The organism is Candidatus Coxiella mudrowiae, assembly GCA_001077715.1.
In the GTDB taxonomy this organism is placed as follows: domain Bacteria; phylum Pseudomonadota; class Gammaproteobacteria; order Coxiellales; family Coxiellaceae; genus Coxiella; species Coxiella mudrowiae.
In genome coordinates this window covers 1335814-1358933 of sequence record CP011126.1, presented here as the reverse complement: position 1 = coordinate 1358933, position 23120 = coordinate 1335814, and the positions used below count along the sequence as shown (strand labels likewise).

The following is a 23120-nucleotide window of genomic DNA, read 5'->3' as shown; positions in this document are numbered from 1 at the left end:
ATGGTTATCAATTGATTCTCGCCCATCCAATTACGGTGGAAATCAGCATGAAGAAAATGGAAAGCTTGGCTACTGCTGGTGCCATAAAAATAGATGCCACAGCTATTGATAGCGATAGTTTGGATGTTCATGTTAGTGGCAGCAGCCAATTATTTTTAGAAGGGAAGAGGTGGATAAAGCGTCAATTAACGTTGTGGGACAAGGGCGTGTTGATGAGCGTCGTTTGATTACGGAAACGATGGGTTTATATTTGGCAGGATCAGCTTGGTCTGCAGTTCATGTTAATCGGAAATTGGATGTTCGTGTTGCGGGCAACGGTGAAGTCGTTTATTTTGGTAATCTCGCGTTCTTAAATCAATCTATCTTTGGCAAAGGTAAAGTGGAAAAAGGCACCTCTGAGAATGACTGATTACAAAGACACCTTAAATCTTCCAAAAACTGACTTTCCCATGCGAGCTAATTTGCCTCAGCGGGAGCCAGAAATATTAGCGCGCTGGCAAGAATTGGATCTTTACCAAAAAATCCGTGAAGCCTGTAACGGTCGGTCGAAATTTATTTTGCATGACGGCCCCCCCTACGCCAACGGTCGTGCTCATTTAGGAACTGCTTTTAATAAAACTCTCAAAGACATTGTTGTGAAATCAAAAACATTGAGCGGATTCGACTCCCCTTTTGTACCCGGTTGGGATTGTCATGGTTTGCCAATTGAACTGAACGTTGAAAAAAATGTGGGTAAAGAAAAATTATCTGCAAATGAGTTTCGCCAGGCTTGTCGTGATTATGCAGCCTCGCAAATAGAGTTACAGCGAGAAGATTTCAAACGGTTGGGAGTAATTGGAGATTGGCAAAATCCGTATTTGACTATGGATTTTCATTACGAAGCAGATGCGGTTCGCTCATTGTCTAAAATCGTGGCGAATGGCCATTTGCTTCGGGGACAAAAACCAGTTCATTGGTGTATAGCTTGTGGTTCTGCATTGGCTGAAGCGGAAGTGGAATATCGCGATAAAGCGTCGCCTTCCATTGATGTGGTTTTTGAGGCAGTTGATTTTGAAGAGGTGCGTCGACGTTTTGGAGTTAAAAGTGAAAAGACCCTGGTAATAATACCCATCTGGACCACGACACCTTGGACGTTGCCAGCTAATGAAGCGATCAGTGTTCATCCTGATTTGCATTACGCCCTGGTAAAAAGTGAATTGCACAGCCAACCTACTTATCTGGTGGTAGCTAAAGATTTAGTCGACAAGACGATGCAACGTTATGGTATTGACAATTATGAAGTGCATGGCAATTTAAAAGGTGAAAAGTTAGAGGGTATCCAGTTACAACATCCGTTTCTTGATCGAATTGTGCCGATTATTCTGGGCGAACACGTCACTACCGAAGTGGGAACTGGAAACGTCCACACTGCGCCTGCACATGGATTGGAAGATTATTTTGTTGCAGAAAAATATAATTTGCCAATCAATAATCCCGTCGATGCGCGTGGTCGTTTCGTTGAAGGAACGTTTTTGGTTGGTGGACAATCCGTCTTTAAAGCCAATGAGCCCATCATTGTTTTGTTAGCGAATAGTCGACATTTATTACATACCGAAACTATTCAACATAGTTATCCACATTGTTGGCGCCATAAAACCCCATTAATTTTTCGGGTAACCCCGCAATGGTTTATTGGTATGGATAAAAAAGGATTGCGTAATCTCGCATTAGTAGAGATTAAAAAAGTAAAATGGATTCCTACTTGGGGTCAAGCGCGTATTGGAAAGATGATTGCCGATCGTCCCGATTGGTGTATTTCGCGGCAACGGTTATGGGGAATTCCAATTCCTTTGTTTATAGAAAAACAATCAGGAGATTTGCATCGCAACACGCCCGCTTTAATGGAAAAGGTAGCACAATTAATTGAAAAAAATAGTGTCGATGCTTGGTTTGATTTAGAGCCAAAAACATTATTAGGTGATGAAGCTGAACGCTACGAGAAAGTAACGGATGTATTAGATGTATGGTTTGACTCTGGCGTAACTCATTTTAGTGTTTTGGAAGAGCGACCGGAATTGCATGTACCTGCTGAACTTTATTTAGAAGGTTCAGATCAGCATCGAGGCTGGTTTCAATCATCTTTATTAACTGCTTTGGCCATTCGAAATAAAGCGCCTTACAAAGCCGTATTGACATATGGTTTTGTGGTTGACAGCCAAGGCAGAAAGATGTCCAAATCTCTAGGCAATGTTATTTTACCTTCTGATGTAGTGAAAAATTTAGGCGCTGATGTGCTGCGATTATGGGCTGCTTCTATGGATTATACTGTTGAAGTGAATGTATCGGATGAAATTTTAAAACGTGCTTCAGATGCTTATCGACGAATTCGTAATAGCGCGCGATTTTTATTATCAAATTTATATGATTTTAATCCAAGAAAAGACTCTGTGGCGACAGAACAATTAGTTGCATTGGATCGATGGGCTATCGTCGTGACCCAGCGTTTTCAGGAAAAAATCATAACCGCTTACGATCACTATCGGTTTCCTACGATTTATCAAGCAATTCATAATTTTTGTACTGTTGAGATGGGCAGTTTTTATTTGGATATTCTGAAAGATCGTCTGTATACCAGTAAAAAAACAGGCTTAGCCCGACGCTCGGCACAAACGGCGTTATATTATATTGCAGAGGCTTTTGTATGCTGGATTGCTCCTATTATCAGCTTCACTGCGGATGAAATTTGGCAATTTATGCCGAATGATCGCGAAGCATCTGTCTTCTTAACGCAATGGTTTTCGGATTTTCCGGCAATTAAACTGCGTGAAGAAGAGGATCAGGAGTGGCGGGTGTTGTTGCAAGTTCGCGATGAGGTTAATAAAGCGTTAGAAAGCTACCGTAATGAGGGCAAGATTGGTTCTGCGTTGGCAGCAGAAATTTTATTGTATGCCGATGAAAATTTGTATCCAATTCTTGCCAAGTTTGGCAATGAATTACGTTTTGTATTAATTACTTCTGAAGCAAAAGTTTTCCCGATTAAAGAAAAAACCAAAGAAGCCTTCAGTACGAATCTTCCCGAGTTAGTTTTAGAAATTCGCGTTTCTGAATTCAAAAAATGTGCTCGTTGTTGGCAACATCAGCCCAGTGTGGGTCAAATTGAGGAACATCCCGATTTGTGTGAGCGCTGTGTGAGTAATGCCTTTGGAGATGGGGAAGAACGGCGATTCGCCTGATAAGGAAAACGTTAACTTCGCCGATGCAAAGAATTTCAGTCGAAGAATAGTGAGTTTGAAAAAGTGAAAATAACTTCGAAAAAAAAAGCATTACCTTGGTTATGGTTGAGTGTTTTTATTATTGTGGTAGATCAATGGACAAAATACTTAATAGTTCATCATTTGGCATTTGGCCGGCCCATTAAAATTTTTCCTTGGTTGAATTTAACATTGCATTACAATACCGGCGCTGCCTTTAGTTTTTGGGGTACTGAGGGTGGTGGCTGGCAGATTTATCTTTTCGCCCTAATTTCCTTGATAGTTAGCGTATTTCTTATGATATGGCTAAGCCGAATACAGCATTCCGATAAGTGGAAGGCTGTTGGTCTTTCATTGGTTGTTGGGGGTGCATTAGGCAATTTTATCGATCGAGTTTGCTTAGGGTATGTGATTGATTTTATCGATTTCCATATTAAGGATTGGCACTATGCCACCTTCAATATCGCTGACGGTGCTATTTGCGCAGGAGTCTTTTTGTTGATAATAGAAACGGTTTTCGAAAAACGGCCGTCATCCTAACACCTTACTAACAAGACGCTTTCCTCGCGTCTCGATGTCCTGTCTCATCTAACTAGAGATTACCGCAAAGGTCCTTTATTTTGATGTCCTTGCAGAATGGGTTTAATTGAATAATTTTCGTCGGTGAGATGAGTGAGTTGGAAATAATAACTTTGGACTCATGTCCGATTTCTAGTTTAGGGAGCTTAGCATCTCGGTAAGAAGTATGCTAATTTAAAAGGCTTCGAGTCGACTTGCGATTTCTATTAGCTTAACTTCAGTCGCATAGCGGTGAGAAGTGAGAACGTGATAATAGTAGGAAGGGTAGGTGATAGTGCCTAAAATCATTAGGATGCCCAACGGCTACTATTAAGTTCTAATAAACTAAATGCCCCGCATATCCATGCTTCATTGTGAATGAATGGAGTAAAATCCACTACCGTGGCGCTCACATTTCCTTGAACCATCAAAGGAGGAGGCATAGTAGGATTCAAAAAGAGACCTTCTAGGCCCTTGATGACTTGTTATTTCGTCAAAAATCGTTATCATTACTGGTTTTAAACCTTTGTGGGCCGTTAGCTCAGCTGGTAGAGCAGCGGACTTTTAATCCGTTGGTCATAGGTTCAAATCCTATACGGCCCACCAATAAAACCAGGTCTTTTCCAATTGTGTGAGTGATAGGATCAAGTCTTTATTTATCACAGTTTTTATTAAAAACTGTGATAAATAAAGACTTGATCCTATCACTCTTCTAGCAAGGTCTTGATCTGGTGATCTTGTCCTGATTATTGGAAGATTCATTCTGAGGAGGAGTAATTGAATTAGCCTCAGAAAAGAATAAGATTTTAACTTTATTGATGAGCTGGTTTATGTATGAGGCTATTCTTCTGCGGAAGTTTTTGTAGAATTCGTCGGTAAAAAAATCTTCATCCTCTTCCGATTCATCGTAGGCAGAGGAAAAATGAGGGAACCGAGATTGTAAAAATCATCCTCCCCTCCCCTAAAAAAAGCCCACGCTTAGTAAAAAAAGCATTCCCGAAAAGTGAATTGAATTTAGGCTACATCAAAATCTACGATCTGCCTTTATTGCGAGAAGAAATTAGAAAATTATATAAAACTAAGAATCATATTTTAGTTTTTTCTGGGACAGAAGAAGCGATTTATCTAGCAATGCGTGCGTGCGCGCTCCTTAAAGCCGAAGAAAAAGTTATCGTAATGACGCCTTGTTATCAATCTCTCAAGGAAGTTCTCAAAGCGATTGAGGCTAAAGTAATTGAATTTAAATTAGATTGGAAAAACGATACTTGGTCCTTCAATTTAGAAAAATTTGAATAGATGATGACGGATCATATTAAATTAGTCATTATTAACTTCGCGCATAATTTGACTTCTTTTTAACCGACCCAATCTATCTTCAATGAAATTATCAGTATTGTAAAACGACATAAGGCTCTTCTATTTAGTGATGAGGTTTATCGACTTTCTAAATACGATTTAGCCGATCGTTTGATAGCCGCCGTTGATTGTTACGAGAATTCTTTAAGCTTGAGCGTTATGTCCAAGACTTTTGGACTGCCTGGGTTACGCATTGGTTGGCTGCCTTCATCAAACAAATCATTAATCAGCGAACTTGCTTCTTATAAAAATTATATAACTATCTGTAATAGAGCCCCGAACGAAATTTTGGCCTTAATTGCCTTAAGAAATAAGAAAGCCATCATTAATGTAATATAGCTATAACCAATAAGAATTTAGATTTATTGGATGATTTTTTCTCACTATTGCAATCTGTTCGAATGGTACTGGTCTAACGTGGGGTTTATTAATTCCCCCCTTTAATCACGAAGGTTGATATAACCCAATATACCGACAAACTGATTGCTGAAGAAGGAGTCATCTTCCTCCCAGGAACACTTTTCGATAATTTAAATAACCACTTCCGATTAGGCTTTGATTGACTTAATTTATCCGAAGCATTCGGAAGAGTGGAATGCTTTATGAAGGAATTTATTTAATCTCTATCCCAGCCAACAAACAATACCTAATGTTGTCAATACCAAGACTGTTCTTTTGTGATGAGTAACACCCTAATAAAGCACGTCATCCCGAGCGCGTATGAAAAAGTTATTTTAGTTCGGTGCTTAATTTGGAGATATTCCTCACAGAGCTTGGGATGACGTGTTTACATCACACTGCGGACATACTCCCAAAAATTACAATGACCTATTCGTACTTTCTCAGTTTTTCTTTGTTCGAATGGCTCAATTTAGTGGTGTTTATGAAAAAAATGAACTCGCTTTTTATTTAGAAATTTATTTAAAAGCTACTTGATGCTGCGATTTTTTTTAATCACTCCGTAATAGCTAAAACTTTGTTAAAAAACGGAGCGATAATATCTCAACCACACACTTTGGTATTCCTTTTAATGGTAGATGAAGATTTCATTTTAGTAGACAAAGCCATGATTGTTTAATTTTTCTTAATAAAATGTTGGAAGATATAACTGAAGAAAGTAAAAGTAATATAAGATTAATTGAGCCAAAAACTTTTGACGTACTGAAGCAAAATCTTTATATAGTGGAGTGCTATTTGAATCATCCGAGATCAGAATTTCGTCTTTTTAATTCCCAGCCACCCTAAGTATACAGTTACGCGTTTCCAAGATTATATTTATATTAGAAATTTTCTAATTTATTTAAATGAAGATCCTTAAATGAAGATTTCGTGCTAAATAAAACTTTAAGCTCCCTTAAACCACCTTGCCCTACGGACAAATATTAAGTAGTAAGTGATTATGGATTTTCTCGATGATTGCTGTTCAGAGCCGTTATAGTTTTTTGAGGTATAAAATCTTGAGGGTCCAATTTTGCGTATCCGTAATAGGAGTCTTGAAGCGCTTCCAATAAGTTTACAAATTGGTAACCGTGTTTCTGATACAGTTTGATAATATCTTCAATACAATGAGAATAGGTATGGTATGCTTACCAAGCCCATATCCTGCTTGTTTGAAAGTTTTAAGCCATTTTCGTTGCCCGGGTTCAATGGAACCTGCAATGACAAAGCCTGTGGTTGGAATATGATATTGCTTAAGCGTTTGGAGAATTTTCATAAAGCGGTCATGTTCTCGACGGTATTTCGCTGCATTGCCATTTACACTTCCTATAAAAGGCAAATCGTCGATGGTTATGGCGATTTCATTAGCATATAGTAAATTAATTGATAACCTCAAAATGAGGAATAAGGAAAAATGCTTAAAACCTCCCCAGCATTTCATGAGCCTCCTTGCTTTCATTTTGAATATAGTAGTTGCTTAAAGGGTTTTCCACTTTAGCGAATTAGAGCTTTGGTGTAGCCAGAGATTCTGTGGTAATTTCGAGAACTCAGAATAAGTAGCGAAAAATAAGAATTTCGAATTACGGAGTAGGAGGGAGGGTCAGAAATAGCAGATCTAAAGCGTAAAGGATTTTCTCTACTGTCAATATTGAATATAATCAGAGGCATTGGTTAGTTTCATGCGGGTAAGAAGCTTTAATAGACCAATTCTCCTCCAGGATGCCCTGATATTCAGCTTCCCAGCGAAATTGGGGCATGCGCTGCTTTACTTCCGAAAAACAATCCAGAGTTAATTTTGCAATTGAAGCCCAAAGCGTTTCCGAAGGGATGTTGTAGTGGATAGATAGAAATACAATCTATGAGACTTCGGAGATGGATTTGATAAACTGTATACAAAAGTTTATAACGTAGCAACTACGGGATCGGTTGTTAAAATGAGCGTTGGAATATCTTGGAGTAATGAGAAACCTTGATCTTGTAAGTAAGGGGTTTAGTATATGAATGCGGATTCCGCCCAAATCGCGGTTTACCAGTCGTTGGGGAATCCCTTTCTTAAATATTTTACCAAGGTATTTTGTTTATGGGCTTCTATTGCTATCCCGTAAATGAGATACAGAGATAAGGTAGCTTCCAGTGTAAGGGCTGCATACTGTCTAAAATAATCGAAAGTCTTTGCGGCGGAGAAAATGTTTTTTTGAGTCTATAATATCAATTAATATTGGAAGTTGGGAGAGGGGCGACGGGCTAAAGAGTGTAGCAACAGGAGTAATTATTTCTGATTTTTTAATTAGAGTAAGTGGATTTTTGCGAATTAAAATGCTCAGATGGCCTTGGTTATTGTAATCATACTCGGGTGCTTGCAGATGAACACCGAGAATATCTTCGCAAAGATAAAAGCTTTTTGAAAAATAATTTTCTCTTTTTAAGATCTGACCTAATAATAATTTTCCTACGCGAGAGCTCATCCGACTGGTTCCAGGTGAAACGCTGCGCATTGTGCTGGTGATGCAAATGCCAATAGGAAGTTTAATGTGTGATTTTAGTGATTTTCCGATAGGAATGACCGTGCGAAAGGATAGAGTAGGAGTGACGGTTAGCGAGGAAAAGTGAAGAGTTAAAAGTTTATTTTATAATATCAAATGCTTAAATTTATTCAATTCATTTTTATATTGCCAAGGGTGGATAGGTAATAGGGGTAAATAGCCAATAATATTTTTGAGTAAATTGGTTATTCTCCATTTCTTTTTTCCAGGCAAGATAAGGTATCCGGAAAGTTCGTTTCGAAATGTGTATTGATTATTTTATCATTATTTAAACTTTTGTGATGAGCACACGACTTGTGTAATGTAATAAAAGAAATGTCATAACGGGCAATTAAATTCAAGCGAATATTTGAGACTCTCTTCATAAGACAGCCCTGATTTATTTTTAGGTGCCGGGTGGTCTGGGTGACCGATGGCACCTAATTGTTCTAGAAAAACAAAATGATTAAAGTTAGATCTGTTAGCTTCCAGCTATTCCCAAATCATTAAAGGGAAAATAGTTTCAAGGAAATGCTAAGGAAATGCTTAGGATTTAAATAAGATTCTCGAGCAATGTCTTTTAACAATATTTTTTCTTTTGAACAGAGAGCTAGTAACCTATTCTGATTTTCATTAATGACTTTAGCCAGGATATATTTGCATTTCTTCCAAAGAAATGTAACGAGGATTATTGAAATGTCGAGACAGAGCTTGCCAGAGCCATTTAGCTGTATCGCAAGGTGACATAAAAGAACCCTCTTATAAACTTTTCCTTAATACGAATAATAATCCTTGTAACACTAAATCCGGAATAGTAAGTGTAAATATATTTTTCTTTTCAAAGAGGTGGGCAAATTCGCCTGTGCCGATGACCATCACGTCTTTGTTTTTAAACACATCAGTTTGTACTCGTTGGATAATCTCTCTGATAGCTCCCAAGTTCCCATAAAATAAGCCAGCTTGGATATTTGCTACGGTCGTTTGACCCAAAATATTTTTTGGTTGAACGATAGGGACTAGAGGTAACTTTGCAGTATTTTCATTGAGTACTTTCATGGACAAGCCGATGCTTGCGGTTATAATTGCACCTAAATAAATTCATTCGCAAGAAAGAATGTCAAAAGTGATAGCTGTCTCCAAATCAATAATAATATCATTGTGAGGAAATTGATGACTAGCAGCTACGAAATTGGTAATGCGATCCACTCCAATTTCCTGAGGATTTTTATAATTTAATTTAATCCAGTTTTAACCCCGGGGTTTTTAAAAGGATCTATTTTTAAGGATCTATTTTTAAAGTATCTTAGAAATGCTGCACGGATAGAATAATCCAAAGAGGGGACGGGGACTACTGAATTTATAGCCACTTGGGTTATTTTTTCTGCTGCAACTTCATTTTCTCTCAACACCGGTTTTTAAAAAAATGCCTAATTGGTCTGAATTGCAAGTGGTTGTGCTTGGATAACGAAGGATATCAGGTTTTCTTTTTGGAATACTCCGCCATAAAAATGACTATTTCCTACATTCAGGCACAGGATCATTTTGATTATCCCCTTCTTTGCTATCTCTACTAAACTAGGAGTCACTTCTTCTTTATCGGGGTTGATTAATGCATAAGATAAAATAAACACTTAATCCCCGATTTCGCCTTTTCGAGCAGTGGGCCCATTTAAAGCGATGATACGGCTATGGCGTTCGCCAGGAATAACATATGTTTCAAAGCGCTCACCATTACTGAGGTTTACTACATATACCTGTTCATTGGCGATGAGACGAGCCTGTTCAATAATAGATTGTCAATAATAGATTAGTCGATAAGTAATTCCCTACATAAAAAAGTTCTTTTTAAGTGATAGTGGTGGCGTAGGTGGCCTAGGATATTTTAGATTTTGAAACTGTAATGAGCATAAATAAGGTTATTTTCCTTCTGAAAGAGGAATATTATCAATCAATCGGATATCGCCAATGTGAATTGCTGCAAACCGTCGCCCTTCATAGTCTTCAATGTAATCGACAGCTATTCCTTCTTGAATTAATAAATTTTTAATTTGATCACAGGAAAGGGACGAGTGGAAAATTTTAGAAAAGTATGTTGCTAATTGAAATTGTTCTTTTGTCAAACGGTTATTCCGCGAGCTTAAAGGCAAACCAAATTCGGTGCGAACAGTCTCACATCCCACAACTTCAGTCTCTAGGAAGAAGGCCGCAACTAGCCCTTTTATGAGCTGCAATTGCTGATAATCTTTTTCACCAAAATAACTGCGAGTTGGTCTTACCAGAAGTAACAATTTCATCACAATCGTTAAAACTCCATCGAAATGACCTGGACGAAACATCACTTCTTGATATGGTGGAGTAGTGTTAATTATTTTATAAGTGAAATTGTCAGGATACAGGTCCTTATAAGAGGGTATTAAAATGTAATCGACGCCACAGTTTCTGGCTAACGAAATGTCTTGCTCTATCGAGCGAGGATAATTTTTAAAATCATTATGGTCATTGAATTGGGTAGGGTTAACAAACAAACTTAAAATGGTTAACTTATTTTCCTGTTTCGATCGTTGTAATAAGCTTGCATGTCCGGCGTGCAGGTTTCCCATAGTTGGCACAAAGCCGATAGTATCTTTTGGTAAAGTTTTTCGGATTGATACCCACTCAGTCATTCTGTTAATTATTTCAAGCATAAGTTATTTTTTCTTAATAGCAGTGTTCTTCAATATTAGGAAAAGTGGAGGTTTTTACTTCTTGATTGAAATTATTTAATGCATCTTTAATGAGCTCAAAGCCATCTAAGAATTTTTTCAAATACTTAGGTTTGAATTGATTATTCATGCCTAATAGATCCTGTAATACGAGAACCTGCCCTGAAGTATAAGGACCTGCCCCAATACCGATTGTTGGAATGGCAATAGAATTTGTTATTTCTTTGGCTAAATTGCTAGGCATACATTCCAATACGAGAGCAAAACAGCCTGCATTTTCTAGTGCTTCAGCATCCTTCTTTAATTTATCAGCCGCCGATTGATTTTTACCTTGAACTTTAAAACCACTGATAGCATGGATGGATTGAGGGGTCAGCCCAAGATGCCCCATAACAGGGATGCCTGATTTTACGACGTGGCCGATTAATTTTAAATTGCCGTCAGCGCCTTCTAGTTTAATAGCGTTGGCTCCTGCTTGCATGAGTTTTTCGATGGCTGTCATACTGGTAGTTAAATCTTTACGATAGGAGCAAAAAGGCATATCTCCAATGAGAAATTTATTAGGGGCGCCTTTCGCCACAGCTTGGATGTGTTGCGCCATTATGCCTACAGTTGCTGGGAGAGTGGTTGAATGACCATACATGACCATAGCAAGACTGTCCCCTACTAAAATACAGTCGACTTGGCTCTGTGAAATAATATAAGCGGACCAATGATCGTAGCAGGTTACTATACTAATTTTTTTATTATTTTCTTTCATGAATTGAAAATCATAGGTATTCATTGGCGTTCACCGAAAATGAAAGGAATAGCGAAATAAGATGAGAAAATAGAGTGATTTTTTAGAGGTACCTGTCGCATTGGATTAAGTCCTTATTAAAGTTTTAAAGAGAATAAACTTAAGGGGAAAAAAACGCAAGGGAATTAGAAAATGTCGTAAGTTTTTAGTTATCTGCGCTTTAAACAACGAAGGGATGATGGTTCAAGCATTTGACAGCAAGGAGTAAAGTCATAGCCTTGAAAAGTGCAATGATTAAAAAATGCTAACCGAAAGGGATTACCCCCTTACCTCCCCTCCGATGGATCCTAAAAAATAAGATATTAATGTTGTGCTACATAGATAATTAGCCATAGACTGGACTTAAACTGAATTTTTCGAAGCGATCGACCTTTAAGTCTTTGAAAAAAGTAAAAAGACAACCACAATTAGAATGGCAATAAATAATTTTTTTATGCTTTTCCATCCACAAAATTAATCATGCTTTGCTACCTAGCTACCCAGAAAGGGGCAAAAATAAAAAAAGTCCTACTAAAAAATTTAATGCAATACACCAAATAGGAATTGATTTTTTATTGACTTGTATAAAAAAGGTAGGGAAATGTTGGTGTTTACTCATTCCATAAACGATGCGCGACGTGGACGTTACATAAACCAGCCTACTTCCCAGGGGTGAAACCACAGCGTTAGCATAAACCAGACATACGAGCCAACCCAAACTGAATAGAGCAACCATACCCAAAAAAGGACCGAACATCATCATGTCAAGTCAATTTTGCCCACCCAGTGAGTGGTTAAGGAAGAACTATGAAGAGTTCCAGAACACCACTTGAAAAAGACAATACAGTAATATAAGCAGCAGATAACAGAACGAATAAGCGAGAGAGTAATAGCACGCTTAGAATTTTGAGTTTCTGCTGCTAGTTCGAGGCCATGACGGAACCTAGTAAAAGCAAAGCCAATCCCACCCATCGCAACCGCATTAACAATACCATGCCATCTCAGCGGAGGAAATCCTTCATAGAGGCAAAAATTTTGTGTATGAAAATTCACTGATAATAGTGTGATAGCAATGAGAATTATGATCCCAATTTTAAAAGCAGTCATTAACATAAAAGCAGTCATTAACATATTCGAGCGGACTAAGATGACGAACACTCTCGATATTCACAACCAACATAAGAAAAACCATTAAATAGAGTGGCCTCCAATAGCCCTATGTGCGTAAGGGCATGTTGTTTGCCTTAGAGATGGCGTGAGGTATCGGGAAAAAAAATACTGCTCTATATTACAAAATGGCTTGAACTTCATTGGCGGCATTGTGACGCACGAAAGCCAGAGGAAATCCAACTTATCCACTAATTTAACAAAACTCGTAGTCATTCCATGGCTGTATTGAGAAATTTGTGCTACTCCTCCCGCTACAGGAAACATAGTAGACAATTCTGAAAATGGTAAAAGTGATGATTAGTACCATGGCTCACCGCCTATCAACCATGAAATGAGAGTGCTACAGAGCCTGCGGTTTTCGCTGCATAATAATGCCCCAAAAACCAAGCAGATGCAATCATCTGATTAATTGAAAATAAGAAGTATGACTAGTGGACTAAAAGTTCGTTTCAATTTTCATTGTACATCCCTTTTGAAGGACAACTAGAAAATTATATACTTGTTCGGAGCGGCCGGTGAAAAAAATGAGAAGGAGAATAATGTGAATGTAGTGGGTGATCGCGACCTTACGGATTCCCCTTGCATTGGTATTTGCAGTGCAACGGCCTTGGGTGACGAAATTTGTATTGGCTGTGGGCGTACTTTTGAAGAAGTTTGTCAGTGGAATTCTTTATCTGACAAGGAAAAAATTGCGATTAATCTTCGATTGGCTCAAGATAGGGAAGAGCCACATTCTTTGTAAGAGAGGAAAATGTTAGAAATCAATGCGTTAGTCGAAAAACTTAATGACCTCAAGGCTCGTGGGCAAGCCTTGCGGGGGTATCTTTGACCTTGACGTCAAGAAAACGCGATTATTAGAAATTCAGTGTGAATTGGGAAATCCAGCTCTTTGGGGAAATCCTAAAAAAGCTCAATCCTTAAACCGTGAACGATCCGAATTGGAAACCCTTATTCGGCGATGTGATGAAGTTGAACAAGGAATCAATGATGCTTTTGAATTAATCAATCTTCTTAAAGAAGAACCAGACGTTGATTTGCGTAAAGAATTAAATAATGAAATCGAACGCCTGCAAAATAAAATTGGAGAGATGGAATTTCAACGGATGTTTTCTGGAGAAATGGACTCCCGAAATGCCTATTTAGATATTCAAGCGGGCTCAGGCGGAACGGAAGCACAGGATTGGGCAGAAATGCTTTTGCGCATGTATTTGCGTTGGGGGGATAAACACGGATTCACTACCAGGTTAATGGAAGTTTCTCCGGCAGAAGTGGCTGGCATTAAAAGTGCCACTGTGGAGTTCCAAGGGGAGTATGCTTACGGATGGTTACGCACGGAAACCGGAGTCCATCGTTTGGTTCGGAAATCGCCTTTTGATTCGGGCAACTGTCGGCATACATCCTTCTCTTCTGTATTTGTTTCTCCGCAAGTAGAAGAAGATATCGATATTCAAATTAACTCCGCTGAATTGCGAATTGATACCTACCGTGCTAGCGGTGCTGGTGGTCAGCACGTAAATCGAACAGATTCAGCGGTGCGTATTACTCATATGCCCAGTGGTATTGTGGTCCAATGCCAAAGTGATCGATCACAACACAAGAATAAAGCTCAAGCAATGAAACAGCTCCGAGCTAAGCTCTATGAGTTGGAAATGCTAAGGCAGTGTGAGAAACAAGCTGCTCTTGAGGCTTCTAAGTCAGACATTAGTTGGGGGAGTCAAATTCGTTCTTATATTTTAGATGCTTCGCGGGTAAAAGATTTGCGAACTGGAGTTGAAACGAGTAACACTCGGGCTGTTTTAGATGGAGATATCGATTTATTTATCAAAGTGTGTTTGAAACAAGGAGAATAATCCTACCATTGGATTCCTAACCCTTCTCAAGTACGTTATGATAATCGCTTTTAATGAGTAATGAGATGGAATTAAAAGAACAAATTAAAGAAGAAAATGAGCAAATTGTACAACGCAAGTTAAAGCTTGCAAAATTGCGCGAAATGGGCCAGGCCTATCCCAATGATTTTAAACGTGACCATTTAGCATCTGATTTACATGCCGCTTATGATCAATATACAGAGGAACTTTTAGCGTACAAAGCTATTTCTATCAAAATGGCTGGACGCATGATGACTCGTCGACTTATTGGAAAGGCCGTTTTTGCTCATATTCAGGATATGACGGGGCGAATGCAAATTTATGTTACCCGAGATAATTTGCCAGAAGGCGTTTATTCAAAATTTAAAAATTGGGATCTTGGAGACATTATTGGCGTTGAAGGTGAACTTTTTAAAACAAAAACCGGGGAATTATCTGTTAAAGCTAAAGAGATTCGATTATTAACCAAAGCACTACGCCCTATGCCGAATAAATTTCATGGGCTACATGATCAAGAACAACGTTTTCGTCAGCGCTATCTCGATTTAATTGTTAATGAAACATCGCGTCATTTATTTCAAACGCGCTCACGAATTATGACGCAAATTCGTCATTTTTTAGATAATCGTGGTTTTATAGAAGTCGAAACCCCTATGATGCATCCCTTAGCAGGGGGTGCAGCTGCCCGCCCTTTTGAAACCCACCATAATGCGATGAATATGGATTTATATTTGCGTATTGCTCCTGAATTGTATTTGAAGCGATTGGTAGTTGGTGGTTTTGAAAAGGTTTATGAAATTAATCGTAATTTCCGTAATGAAGGCATTTCAACCCGGCATAATCCGGAATTTACTATGCTGGAATTTTATCAGGCTTATGCGACTTATCAAGAAATGATGCTACTTACTGAAGAGATGATTCGGTATTTAGCTGAAAAAATTTTTGGTCGATTACAAATGACTTATCAAAGTGTAGAGATTGATCTGAGCAAACCTTTCCTGCACCTTTCTTTACGTGAAGCAATCTTAAAATTTAATCCTGAAATAAAGAGTGACCAGATTGATGATCTTAATAAAGCACGCGTCTTAGCTAATCAGTACGAGATTGCCACCCCGAGACATTATGGGTTAGGAAAAATTCAAACAGAATTATTTGAAAAACTCGTTGAAGAAAAATTGCAACAACCTGTTTTCATTACTAATTTTCCAAAGGAAGTATCGCCATTATCGCGGAGCAATGAAATTAACGATTTTGTTACGGATCGTTTTGAATTTTATGTCGGAGGTCGAGAAATTGCGAATGGGTTTTCTGAATTAAATGATCCCGAAGATCAAGCAGCTCGTTTTCGTGAACAATTAAAAGCTCGTGACGCAGGTGATTTGGAAGCGATGGACTTTGATGAAGATTACATTACGGCGCTGGAATATGGCCTTCCGCCTACAGGAGGCGAGGGTATTGGTATTGACCGCCTGGTAATGCTCTTCACTGATAGCCCTTCTATCCGAGACGTGATTTTATTCCCGCTGTTGCGGATTAAAAATGAAAGCAAAAATTAATTTTGTACTATAAACAAAGCTTTTAAATATAGGTTATTGTAATTTTACGTCAAATACGTGCTATTTTTAGGAGATCCCTCGCAGGGCTCTGGATGATGTGCTTACACTGTGCCGAAATCATATCCAAAAATTATAATGACTTAATTTTCTAAACACTTCGTGTATAGTTTAAGGGTAAGGCTCCTTTTGGTTTTTAACTTTCTGCTTTTGCCGGGATAGCAATAACATTTTTCAACGCAACTTGATTAAAAAAAATCTCTCTGCCAATAACAGCATCCAGAATGACGGCTAACAATTCGTATTCTTTATTTCCTTTCGAGGCTGCTTCAATAATAATCCCCACGTTTTGGTTTTTTTGGTTTTTTAATTCATCTCCCGATGCCGGTAAAGTTTGACAAATAACATCGGCGCGATAAAGATGACGTTTTAACTTTCCCAGGTAGTGGGTGCGCGCAATGATTTCTTGACCCATATAGCATCCTTTCGTAAAACTAAGAGCTCCCCACCTTTGTAAATTTATCATTTGCGGAATTAAGCTCGCTGTGGTTTTGGGATAAATCCATGCCAATCCGACGTTGATATTTAGGGCGCGCCACGCGTTTTCCTTAATTTCGGTTATTTCGATGTCGACGGGAGGTCTAATTGTCGTTGTTAAATCATCGACAGCTGCTAATTCAACTTTGGAAAAAACGGCATATTTTTTTAAATGATCGAGGATAAAAGGAACCATTGATTTTGGCAGCAAAAAATAATAATTTTCTCCTTGGCGGAAAATGTAAAAATTTGCAATCATTCGACCTTTAGGATCGCAACAGGCGCTAAGTGATCCATGAGTTTCAGTAATCTTATGCACGTCACAAGTGAGTTGACCTTGTAAAAAGGTGGTGGCATTTGCACCGTTGATGGCTATAGCTGCGAAATGATTAAGTGGAATAGTGTAAATTGGCATAATGCTATAAAGATTATAACATCTCTTGCATTTTAACCCGAAATCATTATCATGCCAGCTCACCGTTGGGTAAAGGTTAACCACCATGAAAACTTCAGGCACAGCCAATCCATCTACCTGTTGGCCACCCGTTCAAGGCACTCCTCGTATCGCTCTCGCATGGCTTATGTGGGGTGTGACGGCCTTGTTTGTATTATTTCAGTTTTTTTTACAGTTATCCTCAGGGGAGATTGTTGATGGCTTGATGAAGAGTTTTTCCTTGAGCGCCTTCGGCGGAGGCGTGTTGGCTAGCACTTACTATTATATTTACGTGGCATTACAAACACCCGCAGGATTCTTGATCGATCGTTTCGGGCCGCGACGGTTGCTTTCATTGGGAGCATTGGCTTGTGCATTTGGCTGTTTATTGTTTGCTTCTGCTCATCTCTTAATTTGGGCCATAATCGGTCGTCTTTTAATGGGTTTTGGCGCCGCTTTTGCTTTCATTGGATCTTTGAATGTTATTGCAAAATGGTTTCCTCCTAAACGATTCGCGCTAATGGCAGCGGTAGCCGAAACCATTGGTATGAGTGGAACACTTGTGGGCGGTTTTTTTCTGGCGGATTTTGTTCAATGCATGGGTTGGCGTTACTCGATGATTGGAGCTGCAGCCATTATGGCTGTCATTGGTGGGCTCGTCTGGATGATTGTCCGTGATGCGCCTCCTGGCCCAATCTCAGCTTCTTCTGAAAAGAGTCCTCAGAGCATGAAGCAAGATTTTTATTTGCTCATTAAAAAACCCAAGATATGGTTAAATGGTCTTTATTCTGGGTTGATGTTTTCCATCATTACCGTATTTGTCGCTCTTTGGGCTATTCCATACATGCAATTAGCGCATCATTTGAGCCTTGTTATGGCTAGTGTTGTATGTAATCTGGTTTTCATTGGAGTGGTGCTGGCGGGTCCTCTGGTGGGCTGGCTGGATGGTCGTATTGCGGATCGTCGATGGCTTCTCTTGACTTGTTCTTTGGTGTCAGCAGGATTAATAGGAGTTATTATTTACGTGCCGCAATTACCCTTGCCAATGGTAATGGGTGTTATGATGTTATTAGGCATTTTTGCCAGTGGCTATGTACTCACGTTTGGCATTGCTAATGAAATTGTCCCGCGCCACATGCGTGGGACAAGTTTAGGTTTAGTTAATGCATTATCTGTAGGCGCTGCTCCTTTATTGCAACCTATTATTGGTCTTGTTTTGCATCTTACAGCACGTTCTGCAACAAATGCTGGTGAATATTACTCGATCCATAATTATCAAGAAGCATTAACCTTAATTCCACTTTTAATTTTAATTGCAGGAATTTTAACAAAATGGATGCCGGTTAGAGGAAAAGGTGAATTTCTTTAGAATAAAAAAGGCGATAAATATTACTTTCAGGCAGAAGGAATAGGTGTGCACTCATGCTGCAAGAGCCAACGTTTAATTTCTAGAATAGGACCTTTAATAGCGCCGCCGTAACCACCCATGCCAGTGCTAGCGATAATTCGATGGCAGGGAATTACAATAGGGATTGGGTTTTTACGACAGGCATTACCTATGGGACGTGGTTTTGTTTCTAATAGTTGAGCTAATTCCGCATAACTTTGGGTTGCTCCCACGGGGATTTTTCGCAATGCCTGTAATACTGTTTCTTGAAAGGGTGTTACATTCAAACTAAAAGGAATTTCAAAAGAAAATTCAGGATCGGCAAAATAACACAGAACTTGTTCGACTGTCTCTTTAGCCATGATGGTTTTCGGTTTAATAATCAGCTTACTGTCGCCCAGGTAGTTGATGCCTAATAAATAGTTGTCCGAGGTGCGAATACCAATTTTTCCGATCGGTGTTGAGATGGTGGCTTGATAAATTAAGGTGGCGTCCACCATAAAAAATTATATTTTTAAAAATTATATTTTTTCTTTAATTTTTGCTTTGCGGCCTTGTAAATTGCGCAAATAATAAAGTTTTGTGCGGCGCACGTCGCCTCGACGTTTTACATTGATGAAAGCGATCAGGGGACTATAAAGTTGGAAAACGCGTTCAACACCTTCACCATGAGAAACTTTGCGAACGGTGAAAGATGAGTTTAACCCACGGTTACGACGAGCGATTACCACACCTTCAAAAGCTTGCAGTCGTTCACGATTACCTTCTTTTACTTTCACTTGCACCACGACACTGTCCCCGGCACGAAAAGCAGGAATTTTTTTATTTTGAATTTGTTCTTGCTCAAGGGTTTGGATAATCTTATTCATGATGACTCCTCAATAAATTCGTCGAGTAACCGCTGCTCATTTTCGCTTAGGGTACGTCTTTTTATCAGATCTTGACGTCTTTGCCAAGTCCTACCAAGTGCTTGCTTGAGTCGCCAACGAGCTATTGCGGCATGATCACCGCTGAGTAGCACTTCAGGGACAGGCCGGTTGGCAATTTTTTCTGGGTGCGTATATTGGGGATAATCTAATAGTCCGGAGGTAAATGACTCTTGAGAGGCAGAATCTTCGTGCCCTAGGGCTCCTGACAAAAGACGGGTTAGGGAATCAATCAAGACCATAGCCGGCAATTCTCCCCCGCTAATAATATAATCCCCAATTGACCATTCCTCATCTACTTCAGCTTCGATTAAACGTTCGTCTATCCCCTCGTAACGACCCGTGAGAAGAATTATGGATGTTGAATCTTGTGCTTTTTTCTTTATTACTTCCTGATTGAGTAATTGGCCTTGTGGAGAAAGGTAAATGACTTTGGTACTTTCGCCTAATTTTGCTTTGGCTGCCTTTATAGCGGCAGCTAAAGGTTCAAATTTCATGACCATGCCCGGCCCCCCGCCGTAAGGTCGATTATCTACGGTACAGTGAATATCTGTGGCATAGTCGCGTGGATTCCAAAAGTGAAGAGTTAAAAGATTGTGTTTAAGGGCGCGTCCAATTACACCGTACTTAAGTGCTTCGAACATCTTTGGGAAAAGAGTAATAACGCCAATTGTTAGCGATATGCTAAAAGTCAGCATTCCAATTTACCATTATAATTTTGTTTTCTATATCCACAGATTTAACGACATGTGAAAGATACGGAATCAATCGTCCATGTCCTTGGTTGGATGTTATCAGCACATCATTAGATCCCGTTTCAAGCAGGGATTTCACGGTTCCTAATGCGACTCCTTCTGTGGTAATTATTCGCATTCCTATTAAATCGGTCCAGTAATACTCATTTTCTTCCAAAGGAGTAAGTGTATTTCGTTCCACAGCGATTAAATCATTCGTGTATTGTTTAGCAGTTTCGGGATCATCGAGCCCTTCTAACTTTACAACTAAAAATGGACCGTGAATTCGCCCAGTACGGAGGGAAAAGAGTTGCCATTCATTGTGATGTCGAATGAACCAGTTTTTATAAGTTAATAAGTTTTTGATGGGATCAGTGAAAGAAACGATTTTTATCCAGCCCTGGACGCCGTAGGCCCGTGCTAAACGACCCATAATGACTTTTTTGTTTTGCATGGAATGCGAGAGGCTTATGGTTCTTCTTTCGATGCTTCAAGAGCTTCAGCTTCTTCTTTGGCCTTCGCTTCTTCCGCCATTTTAGCTTTTTGAGCTTTTGCGGATTGCTCTGCTTGGGCCCGTTTGAGCTCGCCTTTACGTGGGTCACCTTTTTGGGCTTCTTTCGGCGATTTTTTAAGCTGTTTGAAGAGGTGTTTTACTCGTAAAGATGCTGCAGCACCTTGACTCAGCCAGTAGGCAATACGGTCTTTTTCGACCCTCAATCGCACATCATGTCCTCGGGCCATAGGGTTATAATAGCCCACTTGTTCGATAAACCGACCATCACGCGGCATACGCCTGTTAGTTACTACGATGTGGTAGAACGGTTTTTTTTTGCTGCCCCCGCGAGCAAGACGAATGATTACCATGTAAGTACCTGTATTCGTTGAAAGGCAAAAACATTTTATGCGAAATTGCTAACAATATGCAAGAGAAAAGACAACTTAGAGACTTACCCTACCACTCCCTCGCTCTACTTGTGCTAATCACTTGAAATCACCAGCCCAAGTATTCGGAAACTCTTACTTTGTTATTATTTATTTATTACGCCAGTCAGGAGGGTGATTGAGTAAGTCACCAGCTAGTTTGGCCTTGCATTTGTTTAAATGCGCTTCATCATTTTATTGCCTTTCATGCGCTTCATCATTTTTTGCATTTGGGTGAATTGTTTGAGAAGTTTATTAACGTCTTGCAAGGTGGTTCCTGAACCTCCTGAAATACGCTGTTTTCGTAAGCCATTGATCAAATTGGGAAAGCGTCGTTCCTTAGCTGTCATCGACTGAATAATGGCTTGCATTTTAACTAATAATTTATCATCCATGAAAGCGGACACTCCTTTAGGTAATTGCCCCATCGCCGGTAATTTCGCTAGAAGGGATTGCATTCCACCCATTTTTTTTATTTGATGAAGTTGCATTAAGAAATCGTCAAAATCGAAAGGCTTGCCTTTTTTGAGCTTTTGGGTAATTTTTTTAGCATGCTTTTGGTCAACTTTACGCTTTGCTTCCTCTACTAGGCTGATGATATCTCCCATGCCTAAGATACGAGAGGCCATCCGATCAGGATGAAAAGGTTCTAAGGCCTCAATTTTTTCACCAACGCCTACAAATTTAATGGGTTTTTGAGTGATCATTCGCATAGAGAGTGCGGCACCCCCTCGAGCATCACCGTCAGCTTTTGTTAAAATTATCCCCGTTAGTGGTAGTGCTTCATTGAATGACTTTGCCACATTCGCTGCATCTTGACCCATCATGCTGTCGACCACGAGTAAAAGTTCCGTGGGATTGACAGTGTCGCTAATAGCCTGCATATCTTCCATTAATTCCTTATCCACATGGAGACAACCCGCCGTATCGATGAGTAAGATATCTATAAATTGCTTATTAGCTTGAGTTAAAGCTCTTTTGGCAATGTCAGTGGGTTTTTGATTGGTTTTTGAGGGAAAAAAATGTGCGTTAATTTGTCCTGCTAAGGTTTCCAGTTGTTTTATTGCTGCAGGGCGGTAAACATCGGCTGAAACCACCATTACGGATTTTTTCTTTATTTCTTGAAGCCATCGTGCCAATTTGATGACAGTGGTGGTTTTTCCAGAACCTTGGAGGCCGGCCATCACAATAACGACAGGGGGTTTGGCATTCAGATTAATTTCTGCCTGTTCATCGCCGAGTATATGAATTAATTCATCCTGGACAACTTTGACCAATGCCTCGCCAGGTCGCACGTTGCCAATTACTTCTTGGCCGAGCGCTTTTTCGCGTACTTGATCAATAAAGTCCTTGACGACAGATTGGGCAACGTCCGCTTCCAGTAAGGCAGTGTTAATGTCTTCAAGGGTAGATTGGATGTTTTTTTCGGTGAGACGGCCCAACCCCCTCAGTTTATTAACAGTCATGTTTAAATGGTCAATCAGAGTACTAAACATGAGGGTGAGTATATCACATATGGTATGCTTCCATGAATAGAAGTGTTGTTTCATTATCGATGACCACAATTGTTTTATTATCGGTAGCGTTGGCTTTTATATTTCCAGGTCATTCGGTGCTTGAAGTAGCAGGAAACCTTTATACTTTGGCTGATATAGTTCTTTCAATCGTCACTTCGGGTATATTGGTGATTGCTGGCCTTCAAACTGTATTGTTAGCTCTCCAAGAACGATTGTTGCGACTTCGCCCATCGGGCACACATATTCAAAAATTATCCCCTTTATAATTACCATGAAAAAAAAAGTTTTTCATACTATTGCAGTAGAATTTTTATTTTTAAGCATTTTATTAGATTCCAGCATTTACTTTTTTCACCAAGAGTTAGGGCGTAATTCTTTATGGCGAAAAACCATTTTAGTATTGTCAGCCTGGTTAGTTTTTGCGGTTCTTTTAATTGGTCGGTCGGCACCGAGGGGCGAGGACAAAAGGCTATTTATGGCACTTTAT

General features: G+C 39.4%; 23 protein-coding genes, 1 tRNA gene and 5 pseudogenes. 11 read left to right on the top strand and 18 right to left on the bottom strand.

The features are described 5' to 3' along the window. Positions 1–47: 47 nt before the first annotated feature. From CleRt_RS12335 to lspA, 4 genes are all read left to right on the top strand, one after another. Positions 48–227 carry a hypothetical protein gene (locus CleRt_RS12335; protein WP_235378947.1) on the top strand — a complete coding sequence of 60 codons (180 nt, stop codon included), beginning with the start codon at positions 48–50 and terminating at the stop codon, positions 225–227. Next, complete coding sequence (locus tag CleRt_RS12330) at positions 170–409, top strand: GIN domain-containing protein (protein WP_235378946.1); 240 nt, start codon at positions 170–172, stop codon at positions 407–409. Before CleRt_RS12335 ends, CleRt_RS12330 begins: the two co-directional genes overlap by 58 nt. Next, positions 402–3212: an isoleucine--tRNA ligase gene (gene ileS / locus CleRt_RS06360; RefSeq protein ID WP_048875498.1), complete on the top strand. Its 2811-nt coding sequence runs from the start codon at positions 402–404 to the stop codon at positions 3210–3212. Before CleRt_RS12330 ends, ileS begins: the two co-directional genes overlap by 8 nt. 63 nt (positions 3213–3275) lie before the next feature. Then, a complete protein-coding gene (gene lspA / locus CleRt_RS06355; protein WP_048875497.1) occupies positions 3276–3770 on the top strand; it encodes a signal peptidase II in 495 nt (164 codons plus the stop codon). Positions 3771–4096: 326 nt separating this feature from the next. Here lspA and CleRt_RS10305 read toward each other — a convergent pair whose 3' ends face one another. Then, a complete protein-coding gene (locus CleRt_RS10305) occupies positions 4097–4243 on the bottom strand; it encodes a hypothetical protein (RefSeq protein WP_157870885.1) in 147 nt (48 codons plus the stop codon). Positions 4244–4318: 75 nt separating this feature from the next. Here CleRt_RS10305 and CleRt_RS06350 point away from each other — a divergent pair. Together CleRt_RS06350 and CleRt_RS12325 are read left to right on the top strand one after the other, a co-directional pair. Then, a tRNA-Lys gene (locus CleRt_RS06350) sits at positions 4319–4394 on the top strand. Between the two features lie 294 nt (positions 4395–4688). Further along, a pseudogene (locus CleRt_RS12325) lies at positions 4689–5483 on the top strand (pyridoxal phosphate-dependent aminotransferase). 1174 nt (positions 5484–6657) lie between these two features. Here the strand turns inward: CleRt_RS12325 and CleRt_RS06340 are convergent. From CleRt_RS06340 to CleRt_RS06305, 10 genes and pseudogenes are all read right to left on the bottom strand, one after another. Next, on the bottom strand, positions 6658–7023 hold the full coding sequence (locus tag CleRt_RS06340) for a polysaccharide deacetylase family protein (protein WP_048875495.1): 366 nt from the start codon (positions 7021–7023) through the stop codon (positions 6658–6660). Positions 7024–7608: 585 nt separating this feature from the next. Then, the gene (locus CleRt_RS12320) at positions 7609–7689 is read right to left on the bottom strand and encodes a hypothetical protein (protein ID WP_235379225.1); all 81 of its coding nucleotides are present in this window, start codon (positions 7687–7689) and stop codon (positions 7609–7611) included. Positions 7690–7735: 46 nt separating this feature from the next. Continuing rightward, a pseudogene (locus CleRt_RS12315) lies at positions 7736–8146 on the bottom strand (IucA/IucC family protein); the annotation flags it as partial. Between the two features lie 297 nt (positions 8147–8443). Next, a complete protein-coding gene (locus CleRt_RS12310; protein WP_235379223.1) occupies positions 8444–8539 on the bottom strand; it encodes an IucA/IucC family protein in 96 nt (31 codons plus the stop codon). A 324-nt stretch (positions 8540–8863) separates the two neighbouring features. Next, positions 8864–9310: pseudogene (locus tag CleRt_RS06330) on the bottom strand (type III pantothenate kinase). Between the two features lie 356 nt (positions 9311–9666). Continuing rightward, positions 9667–9958, bottom strand: a pseudogene (locus CleRt_RS12305) (aspartate 1-decarboxylase); the annotation flags it as partial. Between the two features lie 62 nt (positions 9959–10020). After that, on the bottom strand, positions 10021–10788 hold the full coding sequence (panC, locus tag CleRt_RS06320) for a pantoate--beta-alanine ligase (RefSeq protein ID WP_048875492.1): 768 nt from the start codon (positions 10786–10788) through the stop codon (positions 10021–10023). 13 nt (positions 10789–10801) lie between these two features. Continuing rightward, positions 10802–11590 carry a 3-methyl-2-oxobutanoate hydroxymethyltransferase gene (gene panB / locus CleRt_RS06315; RefSeq protein ID WP_048875491.1) on the bottom strand — a complete coding sequence of 263 codons (789 nt, stop codon included), beginning with the start codon at positions 11588–11590 and terminating at the stop codon, positions 10802–10804. A gap of 490 nt (positions 11591–12080) precedes the next feature. Continuing rightward, positions 12081–12347, bottom strand: a complete 267-nt coding sequence (locus CleRt_RS06310) for an amino acid permease (RefSeq protein WP_048875490.1) — start codon at positions 12345–12347, stop codon at positions 12081–12083. Beyond that, positions 12344–12709 carry a hypothetical protein gene (locus CleRt_RS06305; RefSeq protein WP_235378944.1) on the bottom strand — a complete coding sequence of 122 codons (366 nt, stop codon included), beginning with the start codon at positions 12707–12709 and terminating at the stop codon, positions 12344–12346. The genes CleRt_RS06310 and CleRt_RS06305 overlap by 4 nt, the downstream gene beginning before the upstream one ends. Before the next feature lie 544 nt (positions 12710–13253). Here CleRt_RS06305 and CleRt_RS06300 point away from each other — a divergent pair. The 3 genes from CleRt_RS06300 (at position 13254) to lysS (ending at position 16181) form a co-directional block, all read left to right on the top strand. Then, positions 13254–13496: a DUF1289 domain-containing protein gene (locus tag CleRt_RS06300; RefSeq protein ID WP_235378942.1), complete on the top strand. Its 243-nt coding sequence runs from the start codon at positions 13254–13256 to the stop codon at positions 13494–13496. 9 nt (positions 13497–13505) lie between these two features. Continuing rightward, positions 13506–14604, top strand: a protein-coding gene (gene prfB / locus CleRt_RS06295; RefSeq protein ID WP_157870882.1) for a peptide chain release factor 2 whose coding sequence is annotated in 2 segments (ribosomal slippage) — positions 13506–13580 and positions 13582–14604 — 1098 coding nt in all. Because the reading frame shifts where the segments join, the coding sequence is not laid out codon by codon here. A gap of 65 nt (positions 14605–14669) precedes the next feature. Next, the gene (gene lysS, locus CleRt_RS06290) at positions 14670–16181 is read left to right on the top strand and encodes a lysine--tRNA ligase (protein ID WP_082160455.1); all 1512 of its coding nucleotides are present in this window, start codon (positions 14670–14672) and stop codon (positions 16179–16181) included. Between the two features lie 193 nt (positions 16182–16374). Here the strand turns inward: lysS and ygfZ are convergent, their stop codons facing one another. Next, positions 16375–17232: a CAF17-like 4Fe-4S cluster assembly/insertion protein YgfZ gene (gene ygfZ / locus CleRt_RS06285; protein ID WP_235378940.1), complete on the bottom strand. Its 858-nt coding sequence runs from the start codon at positions 17230–17232 to the stop codon at positions 16375–16377. On the opposite strand from ygfZ, the gene CleRt_RS06280 reads away from it, so the two are divergent. After that, positions 17216–18517 (top strand): MFS transporter, encoded by a 1302-nt coding sequence (locus CleRt_RS06280; protein WP_048875487.1) that lies wholly within the window; start codon positions 17216–17218, stop codon positions 18515–18517. The genes ygfZ and CleRt_RS06280 overlap by 17 nt on opposite strands. 26 nt (positions 18518–18543) lie before the next feature. Here CleRt_RS06280 and CleRt_RS06275 read toward each other — a convergent pair whose 3' ends face one another. From CleRt_RS06275 to ffh, 6 genes and pseudogenes are all read right to left on the bottom strand, one after another. Then, the gene (locus CleRt_RS06275) at positions 18544–19035 is read right to left on the bottom strand and encodes a methylated-DNA--[protein]-cysteine S-methyltransferase (RefSeq protein ID WP_048875486.1); all 492 of its coding nucleotides are present in this window, start codon (positions 19033–19035) and stop codon (positions 18544–18546) included. A 21-nt stretch (positions 19036–19056) separates the two neighbouring features. Then, complete coding sequence (rplS, locus tag CleRt_RS06270; protein WP_048875485.1) at positions 19057–19404, bottom strand: 50S ribosomal protein L19; 348 nt, start codon at positions 19402–19404, stop codon at positions 19057–19059. Beyond that, positions 19401–20144, bottom strand: coding sequence for a tRNA (guanosine(37)-N1)-methyltransferase TrmD (trmD, locus tag CleRt_RS06265; protein ID WP_157870965.1), 744 nt, complete (start codon positions 20142–20144; stop codon positions 19401–19403). The genes rplS and trmD overlap by 4 nt, the downstream gene beginning before the upstream one ends. A 1-nt stretch (position 20145) precedes the next feature. Further along, a complete protein-coding gene (gene rimM, locus CleRt_RS06260; RefSeq protein WP_048875483.1) occupies positions 20146–20649 on the bottom strand; it encodes a ribosome maturation factor RimM in 504 nt (167 codons plus the stop codon). A gap of 14 nt (positions 20650–20663) precedes the next feature. After that, positions 20664–21059 carry a 30S ribosomal protein S16 gene (gene rpsP / locus CleRt_RS14515; RefSeq protein ID WP_048875482.1) on the bottom strand — a complete coding sequence of 132 codons (396 nt, stop codon included), beginning with the start codon at positions 21057–21059 and terminating at the stop codon, positions 20664–20666. A 168-nt stretch (positions 21060–21227) separates the two neighbouring features. Continuing rightward, positions 21228–22612 (bottom strand): annotated as a pseudogene (ffh, locus tag CleRt_RS06250) (signal recognition particle protein). Between the two features lie 32 nt (positions 22613–22644). Between ffh and CleRt_RS12300 the strand changes: the two are divergent. Further along, positions 22645–22899, top strand: coding sequence for a hypothetical protein (locus tag CleRt_RS12300; RefSeq protein WP_235378938.1), 255 nt, complete (start codon positions 22645–22647; stop codon positions 22897–22899). Positions 22900–23120: the final 221 nt, after the last annotated feature.